The organism is Streptomyces sp. TOM-9, assembly GCF_056858595.1.
The window spans coordinates 43,989-65,483 of record NZ_JBXEQB010000001.1; the positions used below are offsets into that span (position 1 = coordinate 43,989).

The following is a 21,495-nucleotide window of genomic DNA, read 5'->3' on the forward strand; positions in this document are numbered from 1 at the left end:
GAACGTGGCAGCAGACATCGGCGCATTTGCGGGGCGGGAGCAGTAGGTTGAGTAGCCTGACGGCGTTTCGCGGACATGCCCGCAAACCGCCGATAGCACCGGTGGGAGGCCGCGGAGGGGAACCTCCCATGGACCTTTGGGGAGAGTAGTGCCGAGGGGGATCAGTGTCGGTGGCGGCGACGATGCCGCTCTCGGGTCAGACGGCGCGGACCAGACTGGGGCACCACCGGGGCCGTCGCCCTTGACGGTCACGGCGCCTTTGCTGCTTCGTACCCATGAGCTGTCTTGGGAGGCTCTGGAGCATCTCGTGGTGGCGTTGGCGGTCCAGGCCGACCATGCTCTGGAGGCCCGAGCATTCGGGCGCGGCGGCCAGGCCCAGGACGGTGTCGACGTGGTGGCGTTCTTCGCTTCCCTGCCCGCTGCGGTGTATCAGGCCAAGAGGTATGAGAAGTTCTCCGCCCCCGACCTCCGTAAAGCTGTGCTTGCGTATGCCAGTGGAAGCCGGCCCTTTGGTGCCCGGCGCCTGGTGATTGTCACCACGGCGGATGTGCGGGATACGAAGGTCGACCTGGAGCTGACGCGGCTACGCGAGCAGCATCGGGATCTGGTGATCGAACTGTGGGGCCGCCAGCAGTTGTCCGACATGCTGTTTGCGTTGCCGGACCTGGTGCGGCGGTTCTTCGGCGAGGACACAATGCGAGTGTTCTGCCGGCCGTTGCCTACCCGAGAGGTGGAAACCGAGAGCAGCGATGCACCGGACGGGCAAGCTCTGGAGGAATACCTGGCCCACCTCGGTGCGTATTTGAGCGAGGGTTTGCATGAGCTGGTCGCCCTGACCCTTGAGGACCAAGACGGGTCAGAGAGGTTGTCGTCAGTGGCGTTGGCGGCCTGGTTGCGGCCCGGGCGTCATGTCCAGCTGGCTGGCGACTCGGGAACAGGTAAGAGCCACACCCTGGCCCACACCGCCAAGGGACTGGCGCAGGCCGGCTGGCTGCCCATCCTGCTGCGAGCGGGCACATACGAAGGAGATCTGAAGGAGAGCCTCGACGAGAGCGTGGCTCCGTTCACCCCACAGACGGCAGACTTCCTGGTTCGAGCCAGCCGGTTGGAGAGGCTTCCAGTAGTCCTGCTTGTGGATGCGATCAACGAATGTCCCGTTCGGTTCCAGGAGCGGCTCATACAGCAGCTGAGTTCGTGGTGTCGGCGAGCCGAGGCGACGGTGGTGTCCAGCAGTCACGAGTTCGTGCACGTGCCCGCGATAATCGGTGGTGTACGGCTGAGGACGGTCGATCCGGACCCGCAGCAGCGTGTGGCGCTCTTGCAGTCCTACGGGGTACGCCCCGAGGGCCAACGGAGCGTCGAGGACGAGTGCGAGGCGTTCGGCACCGCCTTCGAGCTATCCCTGGCAGCGCAGCTGACACAGCGTCTGCCAGCGAATGCTGGCCGAGCTGCTCTCCTGGAAGCTCACGTTGGTGAGCAGTTGCAGCTGGCGTCGCAACCGACGGTTTTGCGGCAGGTGCTACACCACTGGGCCATGCTGATGGACGAGCGGTTGACGGGGTGGCTGCCACTGGCGGAAGCACAGCGCAGCGCCACCCAGCTACTGGTCGCGCTGGGAGCGTCCGTAGGCATAGTGGACGAGGCATTGAGGTTGCCTGTGGTGCGGGTCAGACATCAACGGGTCGAGTTCCCGCATGAGTGGTACGCCCACCTACTAACCGCCGAGGCCCTGATCTGGTCCTTTACCGATGGCACGAAGCTGGCCGATGAGCTGCTGCGGCCGCATCGCAGCGAGCTGGCTAGCTGGGCCGTCCCACTGCAGAGCGACCCTAACGTGGTCCGCGGCCTGCTGCAGGGATTGCCCGACAAGAAGGTACTCATCGAGGCGCTGCGCCTGCGATTGGGGCCTGTGGCCGACGAGGTGGCGTTGACTGAGGCCGGGCGCTGCCTGGAGGCGGCTATCGAGGCGACGGCCTCCAGCACCATCACGTGTACCTCAGAGTTGAGGTACACCAGTGAGCCAAACCTCTACTGGAGCGGATACGCGCAGGCGATGTTCGCTGCAATCGGCGAGACCGCCCGCGATGGGCGCCTACTGGAGCCCCTGGCCCGGCTCATGCGCGAGACCGATCGGGCCTTCCAACGCGGCACGGGGTGGGCCGCGACCAGCCTTCACGTGGCGGGGCTGATCGCCGCAACATTGAACGGACCGATCACATCCACGGGCGGTACACAGCTGCCTGCAGCCCTGATCACGCACGGGGCCCGGCTCGCATGGCCGAGGGAAGGGCACAACCGCCACCAGCCGGCAGGAGCAGCAGACCTCCGGAAATGGGTCGGCTCGCTGGAGGCCGACGACGTCGGTCTACCCATGTTGCTGTGTTTCCTGCTACGCAGGACCCACGACGCTGAGACGGCCGCACTCGCGCCGACGCTGTTCAGCCACGCCTGGGCCACTGGCGCCCACCATTTGCAGTTCGCAGGACTGGACCTGCTCGCCGGCATCCGCACCACCGCGGAGGGGGCGACCGAGACTCACATCATCGAGTTGCTGGACGACGTTCAAACCGATGACGTGTTCGTCTCAACGATGCTCGTCGAGACTCTGCACGGCTACGGTCAACTCACCTCGCCCTACGCCGTTGACGACATCACCGAGGAGATCACCCTCCTCCTTGCCCATCCCGAGCGGCCCGACGCCCATACCCGCGCAAAGCGAATCGTGGAGAGTCAGTTCGAAGAAGTGATCTCCGCCCCGTTCATCGCAGCGATCGACGCCCTTGACCCCGCCGCGCGCCGTGCACTGCTGATCCTCGCCGTGCGTGAAGGCGACGCCGGCCTCTTCACGGACGTCATCCTCAAGGAACTCGTACACGCGAAGGACCGAGCCGCGCTGCCAACCTTCCAGTACTGGGTCTCTCACCTAGACCATGGTCCCTTCAGGCAGGATGCCGTCAGCTGCCACCTGCTCGGCATCGAAGGTTGCGCCGCCCACCTACCCTCCCCTCCCCCGATCCTGGAAAGCCAGCAAGGTGCCGATGCCGACGCGTGGCGCTGCTACGGGCAGCTCCTGTTCTGGCTCCGCCGCCCCGGCCTCAGCGTGGATGAACAGTACGCACGCTGCACACCGCTGTGGGAACGGCTCACTACTTGGCTCCTGGACGCCGCCGTTGACCCTCTCCAGCAGTTCCAGTACGCCGCCATGTTCGCCCAGGACATTCGCACGAGCGCGCTCGGCTCCATCGTCGACGCCTTCCCCGCCCAGGCCCGCAGAGTTCTGCACCACGGCCTGAGCGCTCCGGATCGCCTGACCTCACTCTTCCGGCACCCGCAATCCGACGACCGCACGGCGACCGTGATACGCCTGCTCACCCGCGTAGGAGACCGCTCTTCCCTCCCCCTGCTCGCCGCCTACCGCGACCACACCGTCCTCGGCGGTACGGCCGCAGACACCATCCGGCACATCAACAACCGCACCACCATGGAAACGTGATGTGCCGCACCTTTAGCAGGTCTAGCAGCCTCTCGTCGCTCAGCCCGGTGCCGTCGGCCCCGCGCCTGCCCCCCATTCGATCTCGGGCCCTGCTGGGGGGTGGCAGTTCGGACTCACAAGGCGCTGCTTTTGACGATGAAGTCGGCGAGCGGCTGTTTCTCGAGGTAGCGGACGGCAGTGTGCGGATTGGTGACGCCGTTGCGGACGAGTTCGTCGCGGACGGCCGGAGCGACGGCCGCCAGTCCACTCTGGGCGACCATGTCACCGGCAGCGTGAAGGTTCAACCATTCGATGCCGTCGGGTAGTTGAAGGGCACCTCCCTGGCCCAGCGAATGACGGATGGTGGGCCAGGCGAGGGGGGATCCGCAGGTGACGAGAGTGGCCAGGCCCTCAGGGCCGGGACCGGTGTCGTCGCGGGTGAGCATGTCGAAGGCGATGACGCTGCCCAGGGAGTGCGCAATGATCAGGCGGGACCCGGGACGGTGCAGTTCGGTTCGAACCTCGGCGCGGATACGCTCACCGGTGTCGTGGTGCAGGTAGCGGTAGACCTGGCGGACGAAGACCAGCAGGCGCCGACCCGCGTCACGGCCGATCTTGTGGTCGACGGCGACCACGGCTTGAGCAACGGGGCGGGGAATGTAGGGGACGCCCAGGCCGAGGGTTTCGGTCTCAAGCTGTTCGGGGTCGAGGTCGGATGGGGCGTACAGGGCGAGCGTGTCGAGGACGAATGCCTCTTCCTCGTCGGTGAAGGGGTCGGCGTCATCGACAAGCGGGGTGGCGTCCTGGGCGCCCAGACGTCGGCTCGGGGTGCGGAAGAGGTTGCCGTAGTAGGCCACCCTCAGCGGTGGGACGGGGCAGGCAGGCCCGTGGTGGGTGCGCAGGCCTTTGGTCAGGGCGCCAGCCCAGTCGGCCGAGAGTTTCACGGCGTTGGTGTTGCCTTGCCAGATGCCGTGGATACCGACGATGTGCACGCTGATCTATCCCCCCGGAACCTGCTCCCCGCAAGATGCGGGGTTGACGGCTGCCGGGATCCTATCTGGCCCAGGCGGCGGTCGCGTTGCGGTTGGGGTCTGGCTGGTGGTTAGAGTGCTGGGCAACGTACATAAGGGGGGCGTAGTTGAACGGGGTGGCGCCGTGGCCTCGGCGGCTGGTGGTTGTTGCGGTCGACGAGTACTTCACCGAGGATGAGGCCTTCACCGCGGGGATCCAGGAGCAGGTGGAGACGATCACCGGCTGGCTGGCCGATCCTACGATGGACGCGGGGCGTCGATTCGAGCTCGCGCAGTCCAAAGAGCTCACGCAGCCGGAAGACTTGCGGCTGTTTTTGAATGAGCAGGAACTCGCGCAGGCGCAGTGGGACCAGGCACTGGTCGTCTATATCACCGGGCACGGTCTGCGCGGCCAGTCCCGGCGGCATTACCTGACCTTCGGCTATACCACCCCTGACCGGCTGCTGGGCACCGCGTTTCCTACCAGCGAGCTGATCACGCAGGTCATGGACAGCGAGGCGGAGCACGTGCTGGTGCTCGTCGACTCGTGCTTCGCCGGCAGTCTCAAGAGTGAACTGGGCGTGCTGTTTGAGGAGTTGTGCGCGCAGCGACGTGGCCTGGAGACCCTCGCTGTGATCACTAGTGGTGACTTCGAGCAGGAGCCTCACCGGGGCGAGTTCACGCGGCTGCTGAAGCTCGCGCTGGACAAGGTCAGGAATGAATCGGCAGGCTTCACCGCGCCCCATCTGTCGTTCGAGGAATGGGAAAAGCTCCTCAACACGGTCGGCAACGAGAATCCCGGCCTGCTGAGGGCGCTGTGGGTATGGCCGGACTCGCGTCGCGACAAGCCGAGTCTGTGCCTGCCTAACCCGCACTATCAGCCGGCGGAACAGGTTGTGGAGGCCTCCCGGCGGCCAGTGTCGCTGTCGGCATCCACCCTGGAGCAGTACTGGCTGGCCCGCGCCTCGGGCCGTACCGAAGACGATGATCCGGGCTGGTATTTCAGCGGGCGCCAGACGCTGATGCAGGATCTGGTGGAGTTTGTCCAGGCCGGGGCGGGGGTGTTGGTGGTGACCGGCGCGGCTGGCTCGGGCAAGTCGGCACTGCTGGCGCGACTGGTTACCCTGAGCGATCCACTGTTTGTCACCCGGTTCGCGGACATGGTGGACACGGTTCCCGCACGGCTGCGGCCACGGCCGCGCGCGGTGGACGCGGCCGTCCTGGCGCGGGGGAAGTCGTCCCTGGCGTTGATCGAGGATCTGCTGGCCGCCTTTGGCGCCGATGGTGTCGGGGGTGAGCCTCCCTTGCAGGCACTGCTGGACCGGGTGGCTGCGGCCTGCGCCGACGAGCTGGAGCCGGTAACACTCGTGGTCGACGGCCTAGATGAGGCGCAGGAGCCCACCGCGTGCCTGTCCGACGTGATCGCCCCGCTGGCGCGGTTGCGTGCCGCTGACGGGGAGCCAGCGGTGCGGTTGGTGCTGGGGATGCGTAGTTCGGCCCAGGGCGTCGCGGGCGGCAAGCTGCAGGATGCGGCGGCCGACCAGCTGCTGGGCTTTTTGTACACCGCATTGCAAGCGGGGATGGGCGAGAGCACCGTGCCGCTGGCCCTGCTGCGCACGGACGGTGCCCAAACCGCCGACGACATTGCCGCCTACGTGGAGATGGTTCTGCAGGCGACCGAGGACAGCCCGTATGCCGGCCATGGCGCGGCGGCGGCCAATGCCGCGGCGGTGATCGCGCAGGCAGTGAAGCCGTCGTTCCTCGACGCCCGGCTGGCCGCCGCACAGCTGAGGTCCGCATCCGGCCGGCAAGACGTGACGGATTCCCACTGGCGCGACCGGTTGCTGGCCGGGACAACAGCGCTGCTCGCCAGCGATCTGCGACAGGTGGCCGCGGACCAGGACGCCAGTCTGCGGCTGCTGCTGGCGGTGCTACGGGCCACCGCCTTTGCCCAGGGCGCGGGGCTACCGTGGGCGGAAGTGTGGCCGGCGGTCGCCGCCGCGGTCCTCGGCCCAGCTGCACCGCCCGCCGGCGAAATCGACGCGGTGATCCGCACGGTGCGCCACAGCCGCCTGGTCGGCTACCTCGCCACCGGCGAGGAAGACGGCCGGGTCACCTACCGGCCCGCCCACCAGCGGGTGGCCGAGGTGCTCCTGACCGAGCCCGGCTCGCTGGCCATTGACCCATCAACCGGCGTTCCTGAGAAATGGGCTGCCGAGATGGCGTCCATGCAGCCCGTGGAGCAGGTCCATCGTGCCATCGCCAAGGCCTGCGCCCGGCTGGCCGAGCAGGGCGGCCGCCTGGCACCGCATCCCTATGTGCGTCGCCATACGGTGGCCCACGCCGAACTAGGCCACGCACTGGACGATTCGATCATGCCGGTGGAACTGGCGGCCTGGGAGAGCTCGGGGTCACTGCGCGGACGGCTGGGTCTGCCCCTACCAGTGGGCGACCTCAAGCGCAAAATGCTCACATCGGCCGGGCTGATCGAGCCCTACCTGGACGAGTCGGTGGATACCGCGTCCCGGTTCAGCAGCATCTCTTTCCACTTGTCGACACTCACTGGGGCGGGCCTCGGCACCAGCTACAGCCCGGCGCCGGACAGCTCTGCTCGGCCCTTCGCCGCGCAGTTGCGCACACAGTGGGGGAGGTGGGAGGCACGCAGCAACGTGGTGGCCTCCCCTGCTGGCCGGGTGCACGCCCTGTGTTCGCTTGCGACGCTGGACGGCCGCCAACTGCTCGCCGCCAGCAGCCGTCGCGGCATCGGCATCTGGGACAGCACGACGGGCCAGCAGCTCACCCATATCGACACCAAGGTGGCCCTAAGCCTGACCATCGCGAAGGGCACCAGCGGACGTCCTTTCCTTGTGGCGGCCGGGCCACGCGGCGCGGCGGTATTCGATCCGCTCTCGGGCAGTCAGTTGGCAGTCCTGGAGCTGCCCGGCCTGTGCACCGTGGCGGTAGCACGCGACGGTGCCGCACGGTGGACGATGGTGGTGACCAATAGGGAAGAACTGGTCCTGTGGCAGCCGTCGGAGAACGCGGTCCGGCAGGTTGCACTGCCTGACGATCTCTACATCGCGGAAGAACCGACCTGGGTACGTGATCCGCAGGGGCAGGGCTACCACCTGTGCGGACGGCACCGCGCCGGGTGGGCGCTGTTCAACCCCCTTACCAGCAAGGTGCTGCCCCTCCACCTGCCGTTTGCCACGGCCCAGTCCATGGCAGCCGTGCAAGGGCCGTCGGGGGGTGATCTGCTGGCCGTGGTGCCGAACGGCGGCCGGGACAAACCGGTGCTGCTGTTCGACCCCTTCCAGACCGCTCCCCATCAGACCGAACTCTTCCTCACTGACTCCGTCCAGGAGATGGCAGCGGGCCGGTTGCCTGTGGAGGGCCAACGTGTCGTGGCGTTGGTCGGCCCCCGTGGTGTCAGCGTGGCAGGCATCATGAGGGACAACGCCGTCGAGGTGTGGGATGTCTCCCGGCCTGCGCCGCGTCAGGTGATGACGCGTCCAGCGCAGCGGCGGGCGATGTTCGCGGGCATTCCCGGCCCAGGTAAGACCTGGACGCTTGCCATCACCGGCGACGAGGGAGTCCAGCTGCACCAGGACCCCTGGGAGAGCCGGTGGGATGTGGAGACATCGCCCCAGCCTCTCTCGCTCTCGCAGGCCCTGCCGAAAGCGCACATGATGGCCGGGTTGTCGACGGCCAATGGCAAACCACGGCTGGCTGTCTCCAAGGGCAACAGAGTGGAGATCCGGAGCGCCGCCACCGGGCGTCTTCTCAAGCGCTACCGGCATTCCTCCCCTGTCACCTTCCTGGAACCCGTGCCCGGTCCCGGCGATTCCCTTGCCGTGGCGGTGGGTGACAGGACCGGCATCTATCTATGGGACCCCGAACACGATGCCGCCCGGCCACTCGTGAGCGGCTCGTTCAAGCAGGCCCGCTGCGTGGCCGGGCGGCTCCCAGGCGACCAGCCCGTTTTGGTGGTGGCCGGCTCCCGTGGCGTGGTGATCGCGGTGGACATCACCGGCCAGGCAAGAGCGCTCCCCGACAGCGGGTTGCCCACTGGCCCGCTGCTGGCGCTACCTTCCCCCGCTGACCGCTGTCTGGTGGCGGCCCCGGTGCTCTCCCGGATGCTGGTGTGGGATGTGTACAGCGGCGAACTAGTCGAAGAACATACGCTGCCCTACCGAAACATGATCAGCGATTTGTGCCTCGTCCCCTTGTCTAGGGACCTCGCCGCGGTGGCCATCGCCATGCCCCATGAGATCGTGTTGCGTGATCCTCAGGGATGGAGGACGCTGCGGCGGATCGAAACCCCCGCCACCACTGTGATGGCCGCCCTCCCCCAACCCTCGGGGTCCTGGCTGCTGGCAGCAGGCAACGGCACCGGCATGCGGCTGTGGGATCCACGCACGGGGCGCCTCGTGCATTCCCTTCTCACGGCGGCGCCGGTCACCAACATCGTGCACACCACAGGCCGTAGGCAGCGTGTGCACATCGGCGGCCCAGCGGGGCTTGCCACCCTGGGCTGGCCACTTGAGACAGAGTCATGGTGAGGACGAGCACCCACCCACCGGTGGCACGTCGCCGCCGCCAGCTATCCCCAGCCGAGTGAAGTGTTGGCCGCGAGCCGCCGCACACCGAGCTGTAGTGTTCGGACAACGTCGTCCGCTCGGAGTCAGCGGTGTCATTCCAGGATGGCTTCCTCCGGCACGTGATGTCCATCTCCAGACCCACCGCATCACCAAGGCGGGGGCAAGGCACCGTCGACATCGAGACAGTAGCGTTCCGACCCCCTTGGGATCTCCCCACAGCATCGGTCTCGCACGCCTCTCATCAGCGCCTACTCCGCACCGCTATAGCGGTCTGCGAAAATGACACGGCTTTTCGTCAATCAAGTCAGCAGCAGATGAGCACCACCCGTCAATGCCAACCGCCAGGTCACCGGTGCGCCACTGACACTTAAAAAAGCCCTGTCATCAGACGGCGTTCGAGCATCACGGCTTCAGCGCGGTCGGGCGGCAGCTTGGAGAACAGAATGCCTACCTGGGAGTCCGAGATTTCAGCAAGTAGCTTGGCGACATGCCTTTCCGCGACCTCCCCGGCTAGGGATTCCATTGTAAGAGGAAAGTCCTGCAACATTGACGCCATGATTCCCGCAGCGCGAATTACGGGCATTTCCCTAATTGCGCGGCGTTCACATTCTTCCGAAAGCTGCAAGAGGGCACGGGCAGCATCATAATCTTTCGCCCCAGCGAGCAACGTCGCCGCCAAATGTGGCGGCAACGCCTCCAAGATCTGAGGCTTCGGTAGATTTCCGCCGTACATGTTAGCGATTCGATCATCGGGCAGCGTCGAAATGATTCGCACAGCCTTATCCGCGAGAAGCGAATCAATCACAAAGACTGCCGTCTCATCCGAGAGTTCGGCAACCACTTCTCCCGCGCCGCAAGCCATACTGTTCACATGTACCAGAATTTGCCACGGAGTAAGCTCATTCAAAAATGAGGTGACGACCTTCGATGGAGCGATATCACACATGGTGGCAAGCGTCTCGCCACCACCCAGGAGAACTTTTCTAGCGGTTTTGACAGGCAGCGCCGCCAAGATGCTTCGCGCCGATTCCCGCGGCATGCTCCGGAGAATGCGAACGGCTTTCCCCGTCGACATGCGGGCCACACGGTCGCCCGCCAATCGCTCATCCATTCGAGCTAGCAAGTCGGCAGCGAGATCCGGCTCAATGAGATTCAGTCGAGCTGCAGCGATTCCAGCCTGCATTTCCGCGAGCGCAACCAGTGCCTCACCTCTGTCCATACCGCCAAGGGCGCGTGCAGCTTCCCCGACAGTCATGGCTGCTAGAAGCAGCGCATGGGATTTACTCTCGCGATTGATATAGATATCGCCGATTCCTACCTGGTAAACATGTGCATCCCCGTCAGCTGACGCGCGCATGTGCACCGCGTCCACCGGTAGAACTCGATTCGGTTCGTCGTTCATGACTCATTGACGTTCATGGTGCCCTGGCCTACCTGGTACACGCGGCCCCGCCCAGAGGCTCGCGCCCTCATTTCCACAGCACCGTTCCAAACTTGGCCTTCCTCGTGGCTGGTAGCCGAGTGAGCCGTCAGTAGATCGCGCAGTCCGTCAGCGAGCTGTTGACTTTCGCGTTCGTCGAGATTCTCCAGCAGTGTTTCGAAGCGGGACTGCCAAGAGGCTTCTTGGCGACTTCGCGTAGCCGTCAGCGCGCCACTGGACGCGGCTTCCTCCAAGGCAGTTGCAGTCCGATCAAGGCGCTCAAGTTCAGCTTGCTCACGCTGCTCGTTACCGCGGCCGATCAGTCGTGCTACGGCCTGTCTGAAGGTCGCCCATGCGTCGCTGCCAGCGGCCTGGGCCACCGCTGTGCCACTCGCCGCTGCCAGGGCCGCCAACGCCTCGGTCAACATGCCATCCCCCTATCGACGTCTGCTGCTCGCGAAGCCTAGCGCGCGGCTACTCGCCACGTCTGGCAGAAGTACGTCATCTCTCCCGGTGCGTCACATCCGCGCCCCTCGCATCGGAGGTAGCACCCTTGGCCACCGTTCAGAACCGGATAGTCAAGCCTCAGAAGTTTGCCGCAACTGCGGTGGGCATGTTGGAGCAGGAACGCATCATCCAAACCTCATGCAGAAGCAGGGCATCGACCAGTTCAAGGAAGCGGAGAACGACACCATCTCCGTCCCGGTCGGGTGCGTCCTCCCGCTCCACGACTACGCGTTCCGTAACAAATGGGTCTGCTACAGGTTTGGGTGCGAGGCCCGCCGGAAATCGGTGGCGGTGTGCGACGAGCGCTTCGCCCGCTCGGTGGGACGGGTCGAATGCCGTCCAACCACGCCGCCAACCGGACGGGGCCATCATGGCTCTGACCAGTGCAAACTGTGCACCAGCTATAGCAGTCGGCGTGAGAATGACCTGGCCTTTCGTCACTCACGTCAGCAACAGGTGAGCACCACCCGTCAGTGGCAACCACCAGGTCACTGAGGCTGCGCCACTGACACTCAGATGACAAAGCTCAACTGACACTCTCTGGCAGACCGTCACGGGCGGCGACGTCCAGCTCGGTGGCGGCGACCTCACGGTCGCCGGCGTGAGCAGCGGGCTGCACGCGACGTCCGGCGTCGCGGTCTCGGCATCCCTGGCCACCGTCACCGGGGGCACCGCGAGCGGCTACCAGGCCACGGTCGACTGGGGTGACGGCTCGCCGGTCACCACGGGCACCACGGCTCTGAGCTCGCGGGGCGTGTACGGCGTCAGCGGTACGCACACCTACGCCAAGCCCGGTTACTACCAGGCGAACGTCACGGTGACCGACGGCACCGTCCAGGGCTCGGGCACGGTCGGGGCCGACGTGGCGTACGCGCCGAGCTCCAGCCTCACCGCCGCCTTCGACACCCTCTGCATCGGGGACGAGGGCGCGCTCGCCGCGAACTGCGACAGCAAGTCCTGGGCGTACTCGCGTGCCGCTCTCACGGCGGCCGGCGTGACCCAGGGCCAGCAGCACGACGTGCTCGGCACGGCGCTGCACTTCACGCTGCCGCAGACCCCGGCGGGCCAGCCGGACAACGCGACGGGCAACGGCAGCACGCTCGTGCTCAACCTGCCGTCCGACGCGAAGAGCATCTCGTTCATCGGCGCCGGCACGCAGGGCAACCAGAACACCACCGGCACGGCGACGTTCAGCGACGGCAGCACCGCCACCGTCCCGATCCAGATGAGCGACTGGACGCTGGGCGGCAACGCAGGCGGCACGCCGTCCTTCGGCAACATCGTCGTCGCCAAGTCCGCCTACCGGCTGCTCGGCACGAGCCGGGACGGCGCCCAGCCGTTCCTGTTCGCCACCACGCCGTTCCAGATCCCGGCGGGCAAGACGCTGGTGTCGGTGACCCTGCCCAAGCAGACCGGCGACGCCGGTTCCGCCGGCCGGATCCACGTGTTCGCCGTCGCCCACGACGGCACGCCGGCGCCCGCGCTGGTGACCACCACTCCCAAGGACCGGACGGCCACCCCGGGGAAGGCCCTCGCGGCGGACCTCGGTTCGGTGACCGGCGGCGTTCCCGGCCCGACGGGCTACCAGGCCCGCGTCCAGTGGGGTGACGGCACGGTTCCGTCCGACGCCACGGTCGACGCCTCCGGTGCGATCAGCGCAGAGCACACGTACGCGCAGCAGGGCACGTACACCGTGCACGTCACCACGTGGGACACGCTGTCCAGCAGGACCGAGACGTTCACCGTGACCGTGGGGAAGGCGGCGCTGCAGCCGTCGATCTCGGCGTCGGCATCCACCACCGTCGAGGCCGGTGACGCGATCACCGTCAACGGCAGCGGGTTCGCCGCCGGCGAGCGCGTGACCGTCAAGCTGGGCACCAGCCCGGCGCGCAGCGTGACGGTCGAGGCCTCCGCGACGGGTGCGGTCCACGCGTCCGTGGCGGCGTCCGACGACGCGCAGCCCGGCCGGTACGCCATCACCGCGGCCGGCACGTCCTCGCGGACTCCGGCGACGGCCACCGTCCGGGTGACCGATGAACCGCAGGCGCGGACGTACCGACCCGACGTGCTGTTGTCGACGACGTCGGGGCCGCGCGCCACGGCGATCGTCGTCAACGCCAGCGGATTCGCGCCGAACGAGGCCGTGAGGATCGGCTTCGGTGACGGCCTCGCCATCATCACCGTGCACGCGAACGCCGACGGTGTGATCCACGGCGCAACCATCAGCGTTCCAGGGACGGCCAAGCCAGGTCCGACCGCTGTCACACTGGCCGGCGCCGATTCGGCGACCCATGTCCGGCTGCACTTCGAGGTCACCGACCAAAACTGACCCGAACCGAGCTGGACTGAGCCGGACTGAGCTGAACCAATCAAAGCCGCCGGTGGGCAGGGCCGTGATCACGGCCCCGCCCACCGGCGCTTTTCCGTGCCGCCCCGCGGGCACGGGCGCGGCGCACGGGCATCGCGGGCACGGCCGGCGGCCTGGGCCGCGTCCGGGGGCCACAAGGGGGCCCAGAGACCCTTCTCGGCGCCGTCCCGGCAGCGGCGCGATGGTCAAGACGTTCGCCGACGCGCTCATGTCCGCCGAGGCCGATGCCCTCTGCAACGCCGAATACGGGCAGGTCAGCGACGAACACGTCAACCACCGCAACGGATACCGCCCCCGAGAGTGGGACACCAGGGCCGGCACCGTCGAGCTGGCCATCCCCAAACTCCTCAGCGGCAGCTACTTCCCCCACTGGCTCCTCGAACGCCGCCGCAGGGCCGAACAGGCCCTGATCTCGGTGGTCGCCACCGCCTACCTCCTCGGGGTGTCCACCCGCCGCGTCGAGAAACCCGCCGAGTCCCTCGGCGTCACCCAGCTGAGCAAGTCCCAGGTCAGCGCAATGGCCAAGCACCTGGACGAACAAGTCACCGCCTTCCACAACCGACCCCTGGACGCCAGACCGCATGCCTTCGTCCGGGTCGACGCACTGACGACCCACAAGGTCCGCGAAGACGGCCGCCTCATCAACGTCCACGCGCTGATCCCGGTCGGCGTCAACACCGACAAACACCGCGAAAACCTCGGCCTGGACGTCGCCACCACCGAAGACCGCGCCGGCTGGCTGACCTTCCTGCGCTCCCTCATCGCCCGCGGCCTGACCGGCATCCAGCTCGGCGTCTCCGACGCCCACGCCGGGCTCGTCGACGCCAGGAGCCGTCCTGCCTGGGGCTTCGTGTCAGCGCTGCCGCACCCACTACGCCCGCAACCTGCTCTACCAGGTCCCGAAATCAGCCCAGCCATGGGTGGCCACGCTGCTACGGACCGTCTTCGAACAGCCCGACGCAGACGCCGTCCAGGCCCAGATGCGGCACGTCCTGCAGACCCTGGAAACGAAATTTCCCAAGGCCGCCGAACACCTGGATGCCGGCCACCACGACCTGCCGGCCTTCACCGCCTTCCCCCGCCAGATCTGGCGGCAGATCTGGTCCAACAACCCGCAGGAACGACTGAACAAAGAGATCCGCCGCCGCACCGACGTGGTCGGCATCTTCCCCGACCGCACCACCGTGATCCGCCTGGCCGGCGCCGTCCTGGCCGAACAGAACGACGAATGGACCAAGGCCCGCCGCTACATGGGCCGCGACCTCCTCGCCAAAGCCCGCCCCCACCCGATCGAGTCACAGACCGACGACACCGCCCTGCCCACCGAACTCACCGCATAGCCTCAAAGAAGAGATCACCGAGTGGCCGTCGATACACCACTCCAGCGGACGTGACCGTACTGGTCGCCGAGTCGCTTCAACTTGCGGCGGACCCGCTCGCCGAAGGCTTCTGGCTCGGGGGCCCCTGCGTATCGCACCGCCTCGGTCCAACCGCCGATGGAGGGGTGGGCCCACGCCATCGTCACAGCTCTCTCAGTGGGGGTGAGCCGATTCAGCACGGGCGCAATGCGGGGGTCGTCGAAGGCGGACTCGAAGACGAGGCCTTGAGGAGCATCTTTCATGAGCAGCAAGACCGCAGTCGTGGTTCTGTCCGACCCGTCGACCGGCACCGACGAAGCGCGCTCGCCGGCCGTCGGCGAGCCGAGGAGCCCGCACAAGACACCGTCCCCGCGGCCAGTTAGCCACCGCAGCTGGAACCCAACACCGCCGGGCAGGTGCAACAAACAACTGCTGCTGTCCTGGTGGGCCTATCGCCATATCTGCGATGGACGCCCCATGCCTGCCGCTGCACCCGGGGCTCCTTCCCGCTCTCGCGCGGACCGGTGGCCGGGTGGCCGCGGTCGGCCTGGCCTCGTGGGTGCTCATCGCGGCAGTCTCGTACGTGGGCGTACTGCTGCTGACGACGTGAGCCGGAACCCAGGAAAGCCGCACGCCGCCCGGAACAGCACCCGGGCGGCGAGTCAACTCACCAACGGGCCAAACGTTGTTTGACGCGGCACGCTAGACACGTGGAGGCCCGTGAAGTCGGGCGAGCCCACCGGTCCGAGGGGCTTCAATGCAGGATCTCAGGCGTCAGGGCCCTGGATTCGATCGAACCCCGCTCGATGGTCCTCAGACCACTCGGTGGGGCGCATCGTCTCCCCGCTTACATTCACGATGGTCCGCGTCCCATGTGCATACGTGCTGCTGCCATCACGGCTACGCACGCGGAAGCCGGTCGTTGCCGAGGTGCGGCCTATCCGCTCGGTCCAGAGGTGGACGGCGATTTCCCCGTTGCCAATCAAAGGGAGGTCGAACTCGATGGCGACCGCCTTCACCACGTAATAGGTCGGCACGGCCACTTCGGATCCGCCGAAGCCCAGGCTATACGCGTACGTGTTAAAAGCACGTTCGGCCATCACGGTGTAACGACCGTTGTGCAGCATCCCGTATGGGTCAAGATCGTCGAAGTAGACATCCAGTGGAATCAAGACGCCGTAGTCGACCGAATCGAATACGAGAGATGATGCAGTCGCGTCAATCATTGCAAAGTCCTTTTCGTGCTGTTTACTCTTCTGCGGTCGCCGTACCCGCCGGGCACCGGCTATGCCTCTGCCGGGCTACTGAGCCTCGTCCGTCGGCAGGGTTGCGTCACATTGACGGGGTTGGCCAGGGTGTCTCCCTGATCGGGGAGCGCTGCGCGCTGTTGAGGCTGAACTAATGGTGGAACATTCACACCTACGTGATGTCAAGCGGCAGGTGCGATGATGAGAATCAAGTAGCTTTCGGAGCGGGTCGGCGTGTCCGCCCGCCTCTTGCGCTACTACGAAGAGCGGGTCTGTCTTCTCGCCCCGCGTCGTGGAAGAGAACGGCTACCGATACCACGAAGAGGCGGCTGTAGAGAGGGTCGCGCAGATTCCCGGTCTGCTGGGAGCCGGGCTGACCACTGAGATCATCCGAGAGGTTCTCCCATGCTTGGCTGCCGCCGCGCGCTCTCAGTATGATTTCGTTCGCCGGATCGCAGCAGAACGAGACTGGCTGCGGGAACACGTCACCGTTCTGACGCAGAATATCCATGCTCTACTACCTGAGCGTCGTGTCTCAGGTCGAGCCATCTGCTGATGCTGCCTGACAGTGCATGAAGTCCTCGAGCACACTATTGAATTTCGCCGGTTCCTCCAGATAGGGAAGATGTCCACTGTCGGGGAAGCGACTGATCGTCGCCCCCACGGCGAGCGCGATCAACTGCTCGGTGGACGATGAGGGGACAAGATGATCTCGCTCTCCCACGATCAGCTGCACAGGAATGATCAGCCCGCGGAACTCCTCCACCTGATCGACCCGGTCAACCTGATGGAAGACGGCATTCACGTGCGCAGGATCGATGCGATCTGCTGACGTCAGAAAACCTCTCGCTATGCCGGCGTGTCCGGAGACTCCCATGCCTTCGAGCAGCAGCTCCGCCCATTCGCGAGCACCACCCGGACGCAGGAGCAGATCATAGAGCTCGACGCGTTGTTCGTGCTCGCGCGGCGGAAGCTCCAAGTACCCGTTCACGATCGTCAGACGCCTGACACGGCGCGGCGATCGTGCCGCGAGCGTGATCCCCACTCTGGCGCCCATCGCCAACCCCACAACCGACACTTCGTTCACTCGGAGGTGATCGAGTACTGCCTGGGCGGCGTTCGTGTACTGCCCGAATGGGACTCTCGTTCCCGTGGATCGCCCGTGGCCGGGGAAGTCCAGGGTGATCACGCGATGATGCTGTGCGAAGGCTCGGCGCTGATGCAGCCAATTGTTCGCATTGCCACCAAGACCGTGGAGGAACAAGATCGCGTCGTCGGCGGCACCCTCGTCGGTGTAGTGCAGGGTCTCCCCGCACCAACTCAGTTCCATCCCTCGTACCTTCCAGCCGGTCCGTAAGTCCGCTTCCTAAGAAGCGGCTCGGGTCCTCGCGAATCGCCAGCGCCGAGCCGACGCGCAGCATGCCGATGCCCAGCGACTCCCGCACTGGCGCCGGTGCGCCGGTCACGAAGTCCGCATACACCCTGACCTCGGTCTGCTCGGCCAGGCCGAGCGTCATGCCCGGATCCCCATCTGTTGGTTGTGTAGTTCACCGAGCGAGGTGGGGAAGGACAGAGTGGATCAGGTTTCGTCTGCGATCGGCAGGGTGATGGGAACCCCCACGAGGGAACCGTATTCGGCCCACGATCCGTCGTAGTTGCGCACGTTCTCGTATCCGAGGACTTCGCTGAGCACGAACCACGTGTGTGCGCTTCTTTCCCCGATGCGGCAGTAGACGATGGTCTCCCGTCCGGAATCGAGACTTCCGTACAGCGCCGCGAGCTCGTTATCGGAGCGGAAGGTGCCATCTTCGTTGGCGGCTTTGGACCATGGCACATTCACTGCGGTAGGGATGTGCCCTCGCTGCAGGGCTGCCTCCTGGATCAGGTGGGCAGGGGCACTGAGTTTGCCCGAGAACTCTTCGGGTGAGCGCACGTCCACGAGATTGATTGAACCGATGGCCTCCAGGACGTCATCCCGCAGCGCACGCAGGGACGAGTCCGGAGCTGATGCCTTGTACGTGGTGGGCCGGCGGGAAGCCACTTCCTGTACCAACTCTCGGCCGTCGAGTTCCCATTTCTTGCGGCCGCCGTCGAGCAGTCGTACGTCCTGGTGTCCGTACACCTTGAAATACCAGTATGCGAATGCCGCGAACCAGTTGTTGTTCCCGCCGTAGAGCACCACCGTGTCGTCGCACTCTACGCCCTTACGAGACAGGAGCTTCTCGAAGGCGTCCTGGTCCACGAAGTCTCGGCGAACAGGATCCTGCAGGTCCAAACGCCAGTCGATCCTCAGCGCCCCGCGGATGTGGTTGGTGTCGTAAGCGGCCGTATCCTCATCAACTTCGATGAGAACGACGCGAGGGTCATCAAGGTGCTTGTGGACCCATTCGGCGTCGACCAGTGTGCGGGCTCGGCTCATACTTTTCTCCATGGGAATCGTCTTACTGCTGCTCTGATTCAGATATAGATAGCGCATCACCTACCCGGCAAGTTCGTTGCCCTGAAGGCAAATATTTGATGTGAGGGCGGCGTTCGGGCGCCTCAGAGATCTACTACGAGGTTGCGCTAGAGGAGCCCCGACTGTCAGTCACGTCGCTGGAGAGCTTGGGCGACGAGGACAACGACGCGGGAGGTCAGTGACGCTGAGGCCGACGTGGCCTGTCTTGAGGGTGGCAGGGTGAAAGGAGGTGGCCATGAGGTTCCTCCAAGGAGTGGAAGGACATGGCCGGTGGGCCCGAGCAAAGTACCCAACCTAACCTACAAAGGGCACGTTACCGGTTGACCTAAGTTTTGGCAACCGCTAAAATTCTCTTAGCAGGTTATGCTGGCATGGACCTCGACCCGAAGGGGCGCACCGCATGCACACTGATCCAGCCCCCACCGCGGATGCGGATCCCCGCCCTCTCCTCGGGGAGCCTCTTCCGCTGGACCTGCTGAACACACGCTGGATCGACGACAGCGGTGCCCACGACCTGCTGGAACGCCCTGGTGGTCTCGCGATCTGGCTCTCGTCCGCCGGCCTTGCCGACATCGCGCCGGACACGCAGGAAACCCTCGGTGCCCTCCTGGCCACCCGGACCGCACTGAGCTCGATCGTGGCAAGTGACGGACCCGACCTGGAGCGGTCTCGGGAGATGCTCAACGACACACTCGGTCACGGCCGCATTCGGCGCCTACTGGGGACGGCAGGTCCGGAAACGCTCGTGGAGACCGACACTCCCGGCTGGGTCGCGGCGTGGCGCACGGCCGACCTCTACCTGCACCTGCTCGAGGAGGGACCCGACCGCATCCGCAAGTGCGCCAACCCCGAGTGCCCCCTGCGCTTCTACGACACGACCAAGAACGGAGGCCGCCGGTGGTGCTCCATGACGGCCTGCGGCAACCGTGCCAAGACCCGCCGGCATTATGAACGCCACCAGAGCACCCCCAGACGGGAAAGGGCCACTGCGGCCGGCGGCCCATCCGAAGGCGCATAAGAGCACGATGCGCCACCGCGCTCCCCCCGGGGCGGCCCAGGTTTCACCATGATCTTCGAATGGAACGGACACCGCCTCCACTACACCGACGAAAGCCCACGGCCATCGTTGACCGGGGAGACGCCGGACGTGCATACTGCGCAGCCGACGCCGCTGCTGTTCCTGCATGGCCTCGGAGGCAGGAGCGGCAACCGGCTCCATCAATGACGCTATTTCTCCGCCAGCCGCCACGTCATCGCCCTTGACCTGCCCGGACATGGACTGTCCAGTGGCACCGCCGTGCCGTTCAGTTCCTATCCGGCAGCCATTGGCGCCGCTTTGGACCATTACGGCATCGAGCGCCCAGCAGTCGTGGGGCTGTCCATGGGAGCACGCGTAGCCTGGCGTTCGCAGCGCGTCAGCCACGGCGTGTCCAGTCGCTGACGATCGTGAACACCTTCCGCGCCCTCCGCTTCGCGGAGCGCAGCGCCAGACTCGCCCTCTACGACCTCCTGCTCCGCCCCGGCGGTGTCCACCGGGGCGGAAGTGTTGCTCGATCAGATGGGCGTGAACGCACAAGCGCGCTCCCCGCGCTGGATCCGGCACACCTGCACCGAATCTTCCACGGATCCGTAGACCTTGATCAATGGCAGGAGCTGCGGGGGCCCGGTGGGCACGTGCTGTTCGTCCGAGGGGAACAGGGAAGCCTCGTCCCGCCCTATTGCGTCGACGACCTGCACTCCGGGAACCCCGCGAGCCAGGTGCCGCGGTTCCCCGGCAGTGGCTCTCCAGGACCCAACCGGCTTCACCAGAACGATCGGCTCTCCCCTGGACTCGTTCGCCGAGGACGCCAAAAGCCTCCCGCATCGTCCACACCCCCATGATCAAGGTGCCGCCATCACTACGGGACCGGACAGACGCAGCTCAGCTGCGGTTCCGAGACGTGATGTTCAGCTTGCCGCGCTCGGCCTGCCGCGTAACCCGGTTGCCCGCCGGACAACAACTGTCGCTTCTCGGGACCCCTTGCCTACAACCGTCTAAATGGGGTTTACTGGTTGAGTATCTGGGTTACAACGAGCGGAGGGTCGAACAATGCCCTTGACAGCACAGCACGCGATCTCAAGCGATCCTGATCGTTCACGCTCCGACACGCGCCGCGGATGGAAGCTTTGGATGATCTGGACCCGCATGCGCCACTCCCGCCTGGTCCTCCAGATCCAACCGCACGACCTCGCTGCCCTGTGCGCTGCGCGCAGGGCAGTTGCTCAGCATGCGTTGCATTGGGGCCTGACCCCGATTAGCGACGATGTGACGTTGCTCGTGTCTGAGCTGGTCACCAACGCTCTTCAGCATGCAAGGGGGCCTGCATCTCTGGCGGTGATACCACTGAAATGTGGGGTGAGGGTGGAAGTCCATGACGCACTTCCGTCCATGCCTGCCCGCCAGGATGCCGACTCGGACGCCACCTCCGGACGCGGTCTGATACTGGTCGAAGCCCTCGCTAAGTCATGGGGCATCGAGACGCACGGAACCGGTAAACGAGTCTGGTGTGAAATCTACGCATAGATCACCAGGCCCTAAGGCGCATCGCCTCCCTCGCCGCGCATCTCCCTGCAGCCAGCCGTGATCCTGGTCCCTGACTCTCCAGCCTCCTGGCTCACCGCCGTTGGCAAGGTCAGCGCGACAGACCAGAACGGCTGGGCGCTCTCAAAGCTTGCGACCTGCGATTTCCTTGCCGGCATCGATGCCCTGACCGGCGGCGGGCACGTTCGTGGACGTCTTCATGCTCTGCGCGTTCAGCACGCAGGCGGTTGGCTCGCCATCGCGGCCTTCGGCCTCCCGGAGCAGGCGCCGCAGGCCGTTGAGTTGGTCGAAAACGCCCTCCTTTCGCCAGGCGGCGAAGTAGCCGTAGACCGTTTCCCATGGCGGGAAGTCGTGAGGCAGGTAACGCCAGGCAATGCCGGTGCAGTCGACGTAGAGGATGGCGTCCATGAGGCGGCGCAGGTCATGCTCGGGCGGCCGGCCGATGTCCATGCCCCTGTCCCTGCAGCTCGCAC

At 65.9% G+C, this 21,495-nt stretch carries 15 protein-coding genes and 2 pseudogenes; 10 read left to right on the forward strand and 7 right to left on the reverse strand.

Annotated elements, in window-relative coordinates:
• The first annotated feature begins 310 nt into the window (after positions 1–310).
• The gene (locus tag AC1VWI_RS00210; protein WP_499508807.1) at positions 311–3,493 is read left to right on the forward strand and encodes an NACHT domain-containing protein; all 3,183 of its coding nucleotides are present in this window, start codon (positions 311–313) and stop codon (positions 3,491–3,493) included.
• Between the two features lie 113 nt (positions 3,494–3,606).
• Here AC1VWI_RS00210 and AC1VWI_RS00215 read toward each other — a convergent pair whose 3' ends face one another.
• Positions 3,607–4,464 carry a hypothetical protein gene (locus tag AC1VWI_RS00215; protein WP_499508808.1) on the reverse strand — a complete coding sequence of 286 codons (858 nt, stop codon included), beginning with the start codon at positions 4,462–4,464 and terminating at the stop codon, positions 3,607–3,609.
• Positions 4,465–4,619: 155 nt separating this feature from the next.
• On the opposite strand from AC1VWI_RS00215, the gene AC1VWI_RS00220 reads away from it, so the two are divergent.
• Positions 4,620–9,044 (forward strand): AAA family ATPase, encoded by a 4,425-nt coding sequence (locus tag AC1VWI_RS00220; protein ID WP_499516685.1) that lies wholly within the window; start codon positions 4,620–4,622, stop codon positions 9,042–9,044.
• Between the two features lie 406 nt (positions 9,045–9,450).
• Here the strand turns inward: AC1VWI_RS00220 and AC1VWI_RS00225 are convergent, their stop codons facing one another.
• Both AC1VWI_RS00225 and AC1VWI_RS00230 read right to left on the reverse strand, forming a co-directional pair.
• On the reverse strand, positions 9,451–10,485 hold the full coding sequence (locus tag AC1VWI_RS00225; RefSeq protein WP_499508809.1) for a magnesium transporter MgtE N-terminal domain-containing protein: 1,035 nt from the start codon (positions 10,483–10,485) through the stop codon (positions 9,451–9,453).
• Positions 10,482–10,931 carry a hypothetical protein gene (locus AC1VWI_RS00230; RefSeq protein WP_499508810.1) on the reverse strand — a complete coding sequence of 150 codons (450 nt, stop codon included), beginning with the start codon at positions 10,929–10,931 and terminating at the stop codon, positions 10,482–10,484. Before AC1VWI_RS00230 ends, AC1VWI_RS00225 begins: the two co-directional genes overlap by 4 nt.
• A 217-nt stretch (positions 10,932–11,148) precedes the next feature.
• On the opposite strand from AC1VWI_RS00230, the gene AC1VWI_RS00235 reads away from it, so the two are divergent.
• From AC1VWI_RS00235 to AC1VWI_RS00250, 4 genes and pseudogenes are all read left to right on the forward strand, one after another.
• The gene (locus tag AC1VWI_RS00235; protein ID WP_499508811.1) at positions 11,149–11,505 is read left to right on the forward strand and encodes a hypothetical protein; all 357 of its coding nucleotides are present in this window, start codon (positions 11,149–11,151) and stop codon (positions 11,503–11,505) included.
• A gap of 106 nt (positions 11,506–11,611) precedes the next feature.
• Entirely contained in the window at positions 11,612–13,339 is a 1,728-nt protein-coding gene (locus AC1VWI_RS00240; protein ID WP_499508812.1) for a PKD domain-containing protein, read from the forward strand.
• 220 nt (positions 13,340–13,559) lie between these two features.
• A pseudogene (locus AC1VWI_RS00245) lies at positions 13,560–14,718 on the forward strand (IS256 family transposase); the annotation flags it as partial.
• Positions 14,719–15,202: 484 nt separating this feature from the next.
• Positions 15,203–15,346 (forward strand): hypothetical protein, encoded by a 144-nt coding sequence (locus AC1VWI_RS00250; protein ID WP_499508813.1) that lies wholly within the window; start codon positions 15,203–15,205, stop codon positions 15,344–15,346.
• 157 nt (positions 15,347–15,503) lie between these two features.
• Here AC1VWI_RS00250 and AC1VWI_RS00255 read toward each other — a convergent pair whose 3' ends face one another.
• The 3 genes from AC1VWI_RS00255 to AC1VWI_RS00265 form a co-directional block, all read right to left on the reverse strand.
• Positions 15,504–15,962, reverse strand: a complete 459-nt coding sequence (locus AC1VWI_RS00255) for an acyl-CoA thioesterase (protein WP_499508814.1) — start codon at positions 15,960–15,962, stop codon at positions 15,504–15,506.
• A gap of 556 nt (positions 15,963–16,518) precedes the next feature.
• A complete protein-coding gene (locus AC1VWI_RS00260) occupies positions 16,519–17,313 on the reverse strand; it encodes an alpha/beta fold hydrolase (RefSeq protein ID WP_499508815.1) in 795 nt (264 codons plus the stop codon).
• A gap of 249 nt (positions 17,314–17,562) precedes the next feature.
• A complete protein-coding gene (locus AC1VWI_RS00265; RefSeq protein WP_499508816.1) occupies positions 17,563–18,402 on the reverse strand; it encodes a sulfurtransferase in 840 nt (279 codons plus the stop codon).
• Between the two features lie 439 nt (positions 18,403–18,841).
• On the opposite strand from AC1VWI_RS00265, the gene AC1VWI_RS00270 reads away from it, so the two are divergent.
• From AC1VWI_RS00270 to AC1VWI_RS00285, 4 genes are all read left to right on the forward strand, one after another.
• Positions 18,842–19,459, forward strand: coding sequence for a CGNR zinc finger domain-containing protein (locus AC1VWI_RS00270; protein ID WP_499508817.1), 618 nt, complete (start codon positions 18,842–18,844; stop codon positions 19,457–19,459).
• A 48-nt stretch (positions 19,460–19,507) separates the two neighbouring features.
• Entirely contained in the window at positions 19,508–19,666 is a 159-nt protein-coding gene (locus AC1VWI_RS00275) for a hypothetical protein (protein ID WP_499508818.1), read from the forward strand.
• A gap of 27 nt (positions 19,667–19,693) precedes the next feature.
• Positions 19,694–19,882: an alpha/beta fold hydrolase gene (locus tag AC1VWI_RS00280; RefSeq protein ID WP_499516686.1), complete on the forward strand. Its 189-nt coding sequence runs from the start codon at positions 19,694–19,696 to the stop codon at positions 19,880–19,882.
• A 744-nt stretch (positions 19,883–20,626) separates the two neighbouring features.
• Positions 20,627–21,004, forward strand: a complete 378-nt coding sequence (locus AC1VWI_RS00285; RefSeq protein WP_499516687.1) for an ATP-binding protein — start codon at positions 20,627–20,629, stop codon at positions 21,002–21,004.
• Between the two features lie 147 nt (positions 21,005–21,151).
• On the opposite strand, the pseudogene AC1VWI_RS00290 reads toward AC1VWI_RS00285, so the two are convergent.
• Positions 21,152–21,460, reverse strand: a pseudogene (locus AC1VWI_RS00290) (transposase); the annotation flags it as partial.
• Positions 21,461–21,495: the final 35 nt, after the last annotated feature.

Coding starts and splice junctions, on each gene's coding strand:
- AC1VWI_RS00250 (WP_499508813.1), top strand. CDS start 15,203: ATGGACGCCCCATGCCTGCCGCTGCACCCGGGGCTCCTTCCCGCTCTC.
- AC1VWI_RS00255 (WP_499508814.1), bottom strand. CDS start 15,962: ATGATTGACGCGACTGCATCATCTCTCGTATTCGATTCGGTCGACTAC.
- AC1VWI_RS00270 (WP_499508817.1), top strand. CDS start 18,842: ATGCACACTGATCCAGCCCCCACCGCGGATGCGGATCCCCGCCCTCTC.
- AC1VWI_RS00265 (WP_499508816.1), bottom strand. CDS start 18,402: ATGAGCCGAGCCCGCACACTGGTCGACGCCGAATGGGTCCACAAGCAC.
- AC1VWI_RS00285 (WP_499516687.1), top strand. CDS start 20,627: ATGCGCCACTCCCGCCTGGTCCTCCAGATCCAACCGCACGACCTCGCT.
- AC1VWI_RS00225 (WP_499508809.1), bottom strand. CDS start 10,485: ATGAACGACGAACCGAATCGAGTTCTACCGGTGGACGCGGTGCACATG.
- AC1VWI_RS00230 (WP_499508810.1), bottom strand. CDS start 10,931: ATGTTGACCGAGGCGTTGGCGGCCCTGGCAGCGGCGAGTGGCACAGCG.
- AC1VWI_RS00275 (WP_499508818.1), top strand. CDS start 19,508: ATGATCTTCGAATGGAACGGACACCGCCTCCACTACACCGACGAAAGC.
- AC1VWI_RS00235 (WP_499508811.1), top strand. CDS start 11,149: ATGCAGAAGCAGGGCATCGACCAGTTCAAGGAAGCGGAGAACGACACC.
- AC1VWI_RS00260 (WP_499508815.1), bottom strand. CDS start 17,313: ATGGAACTGAGTTGGTGCGGGGAGACCCTGCACTACACCGACGAGGGT.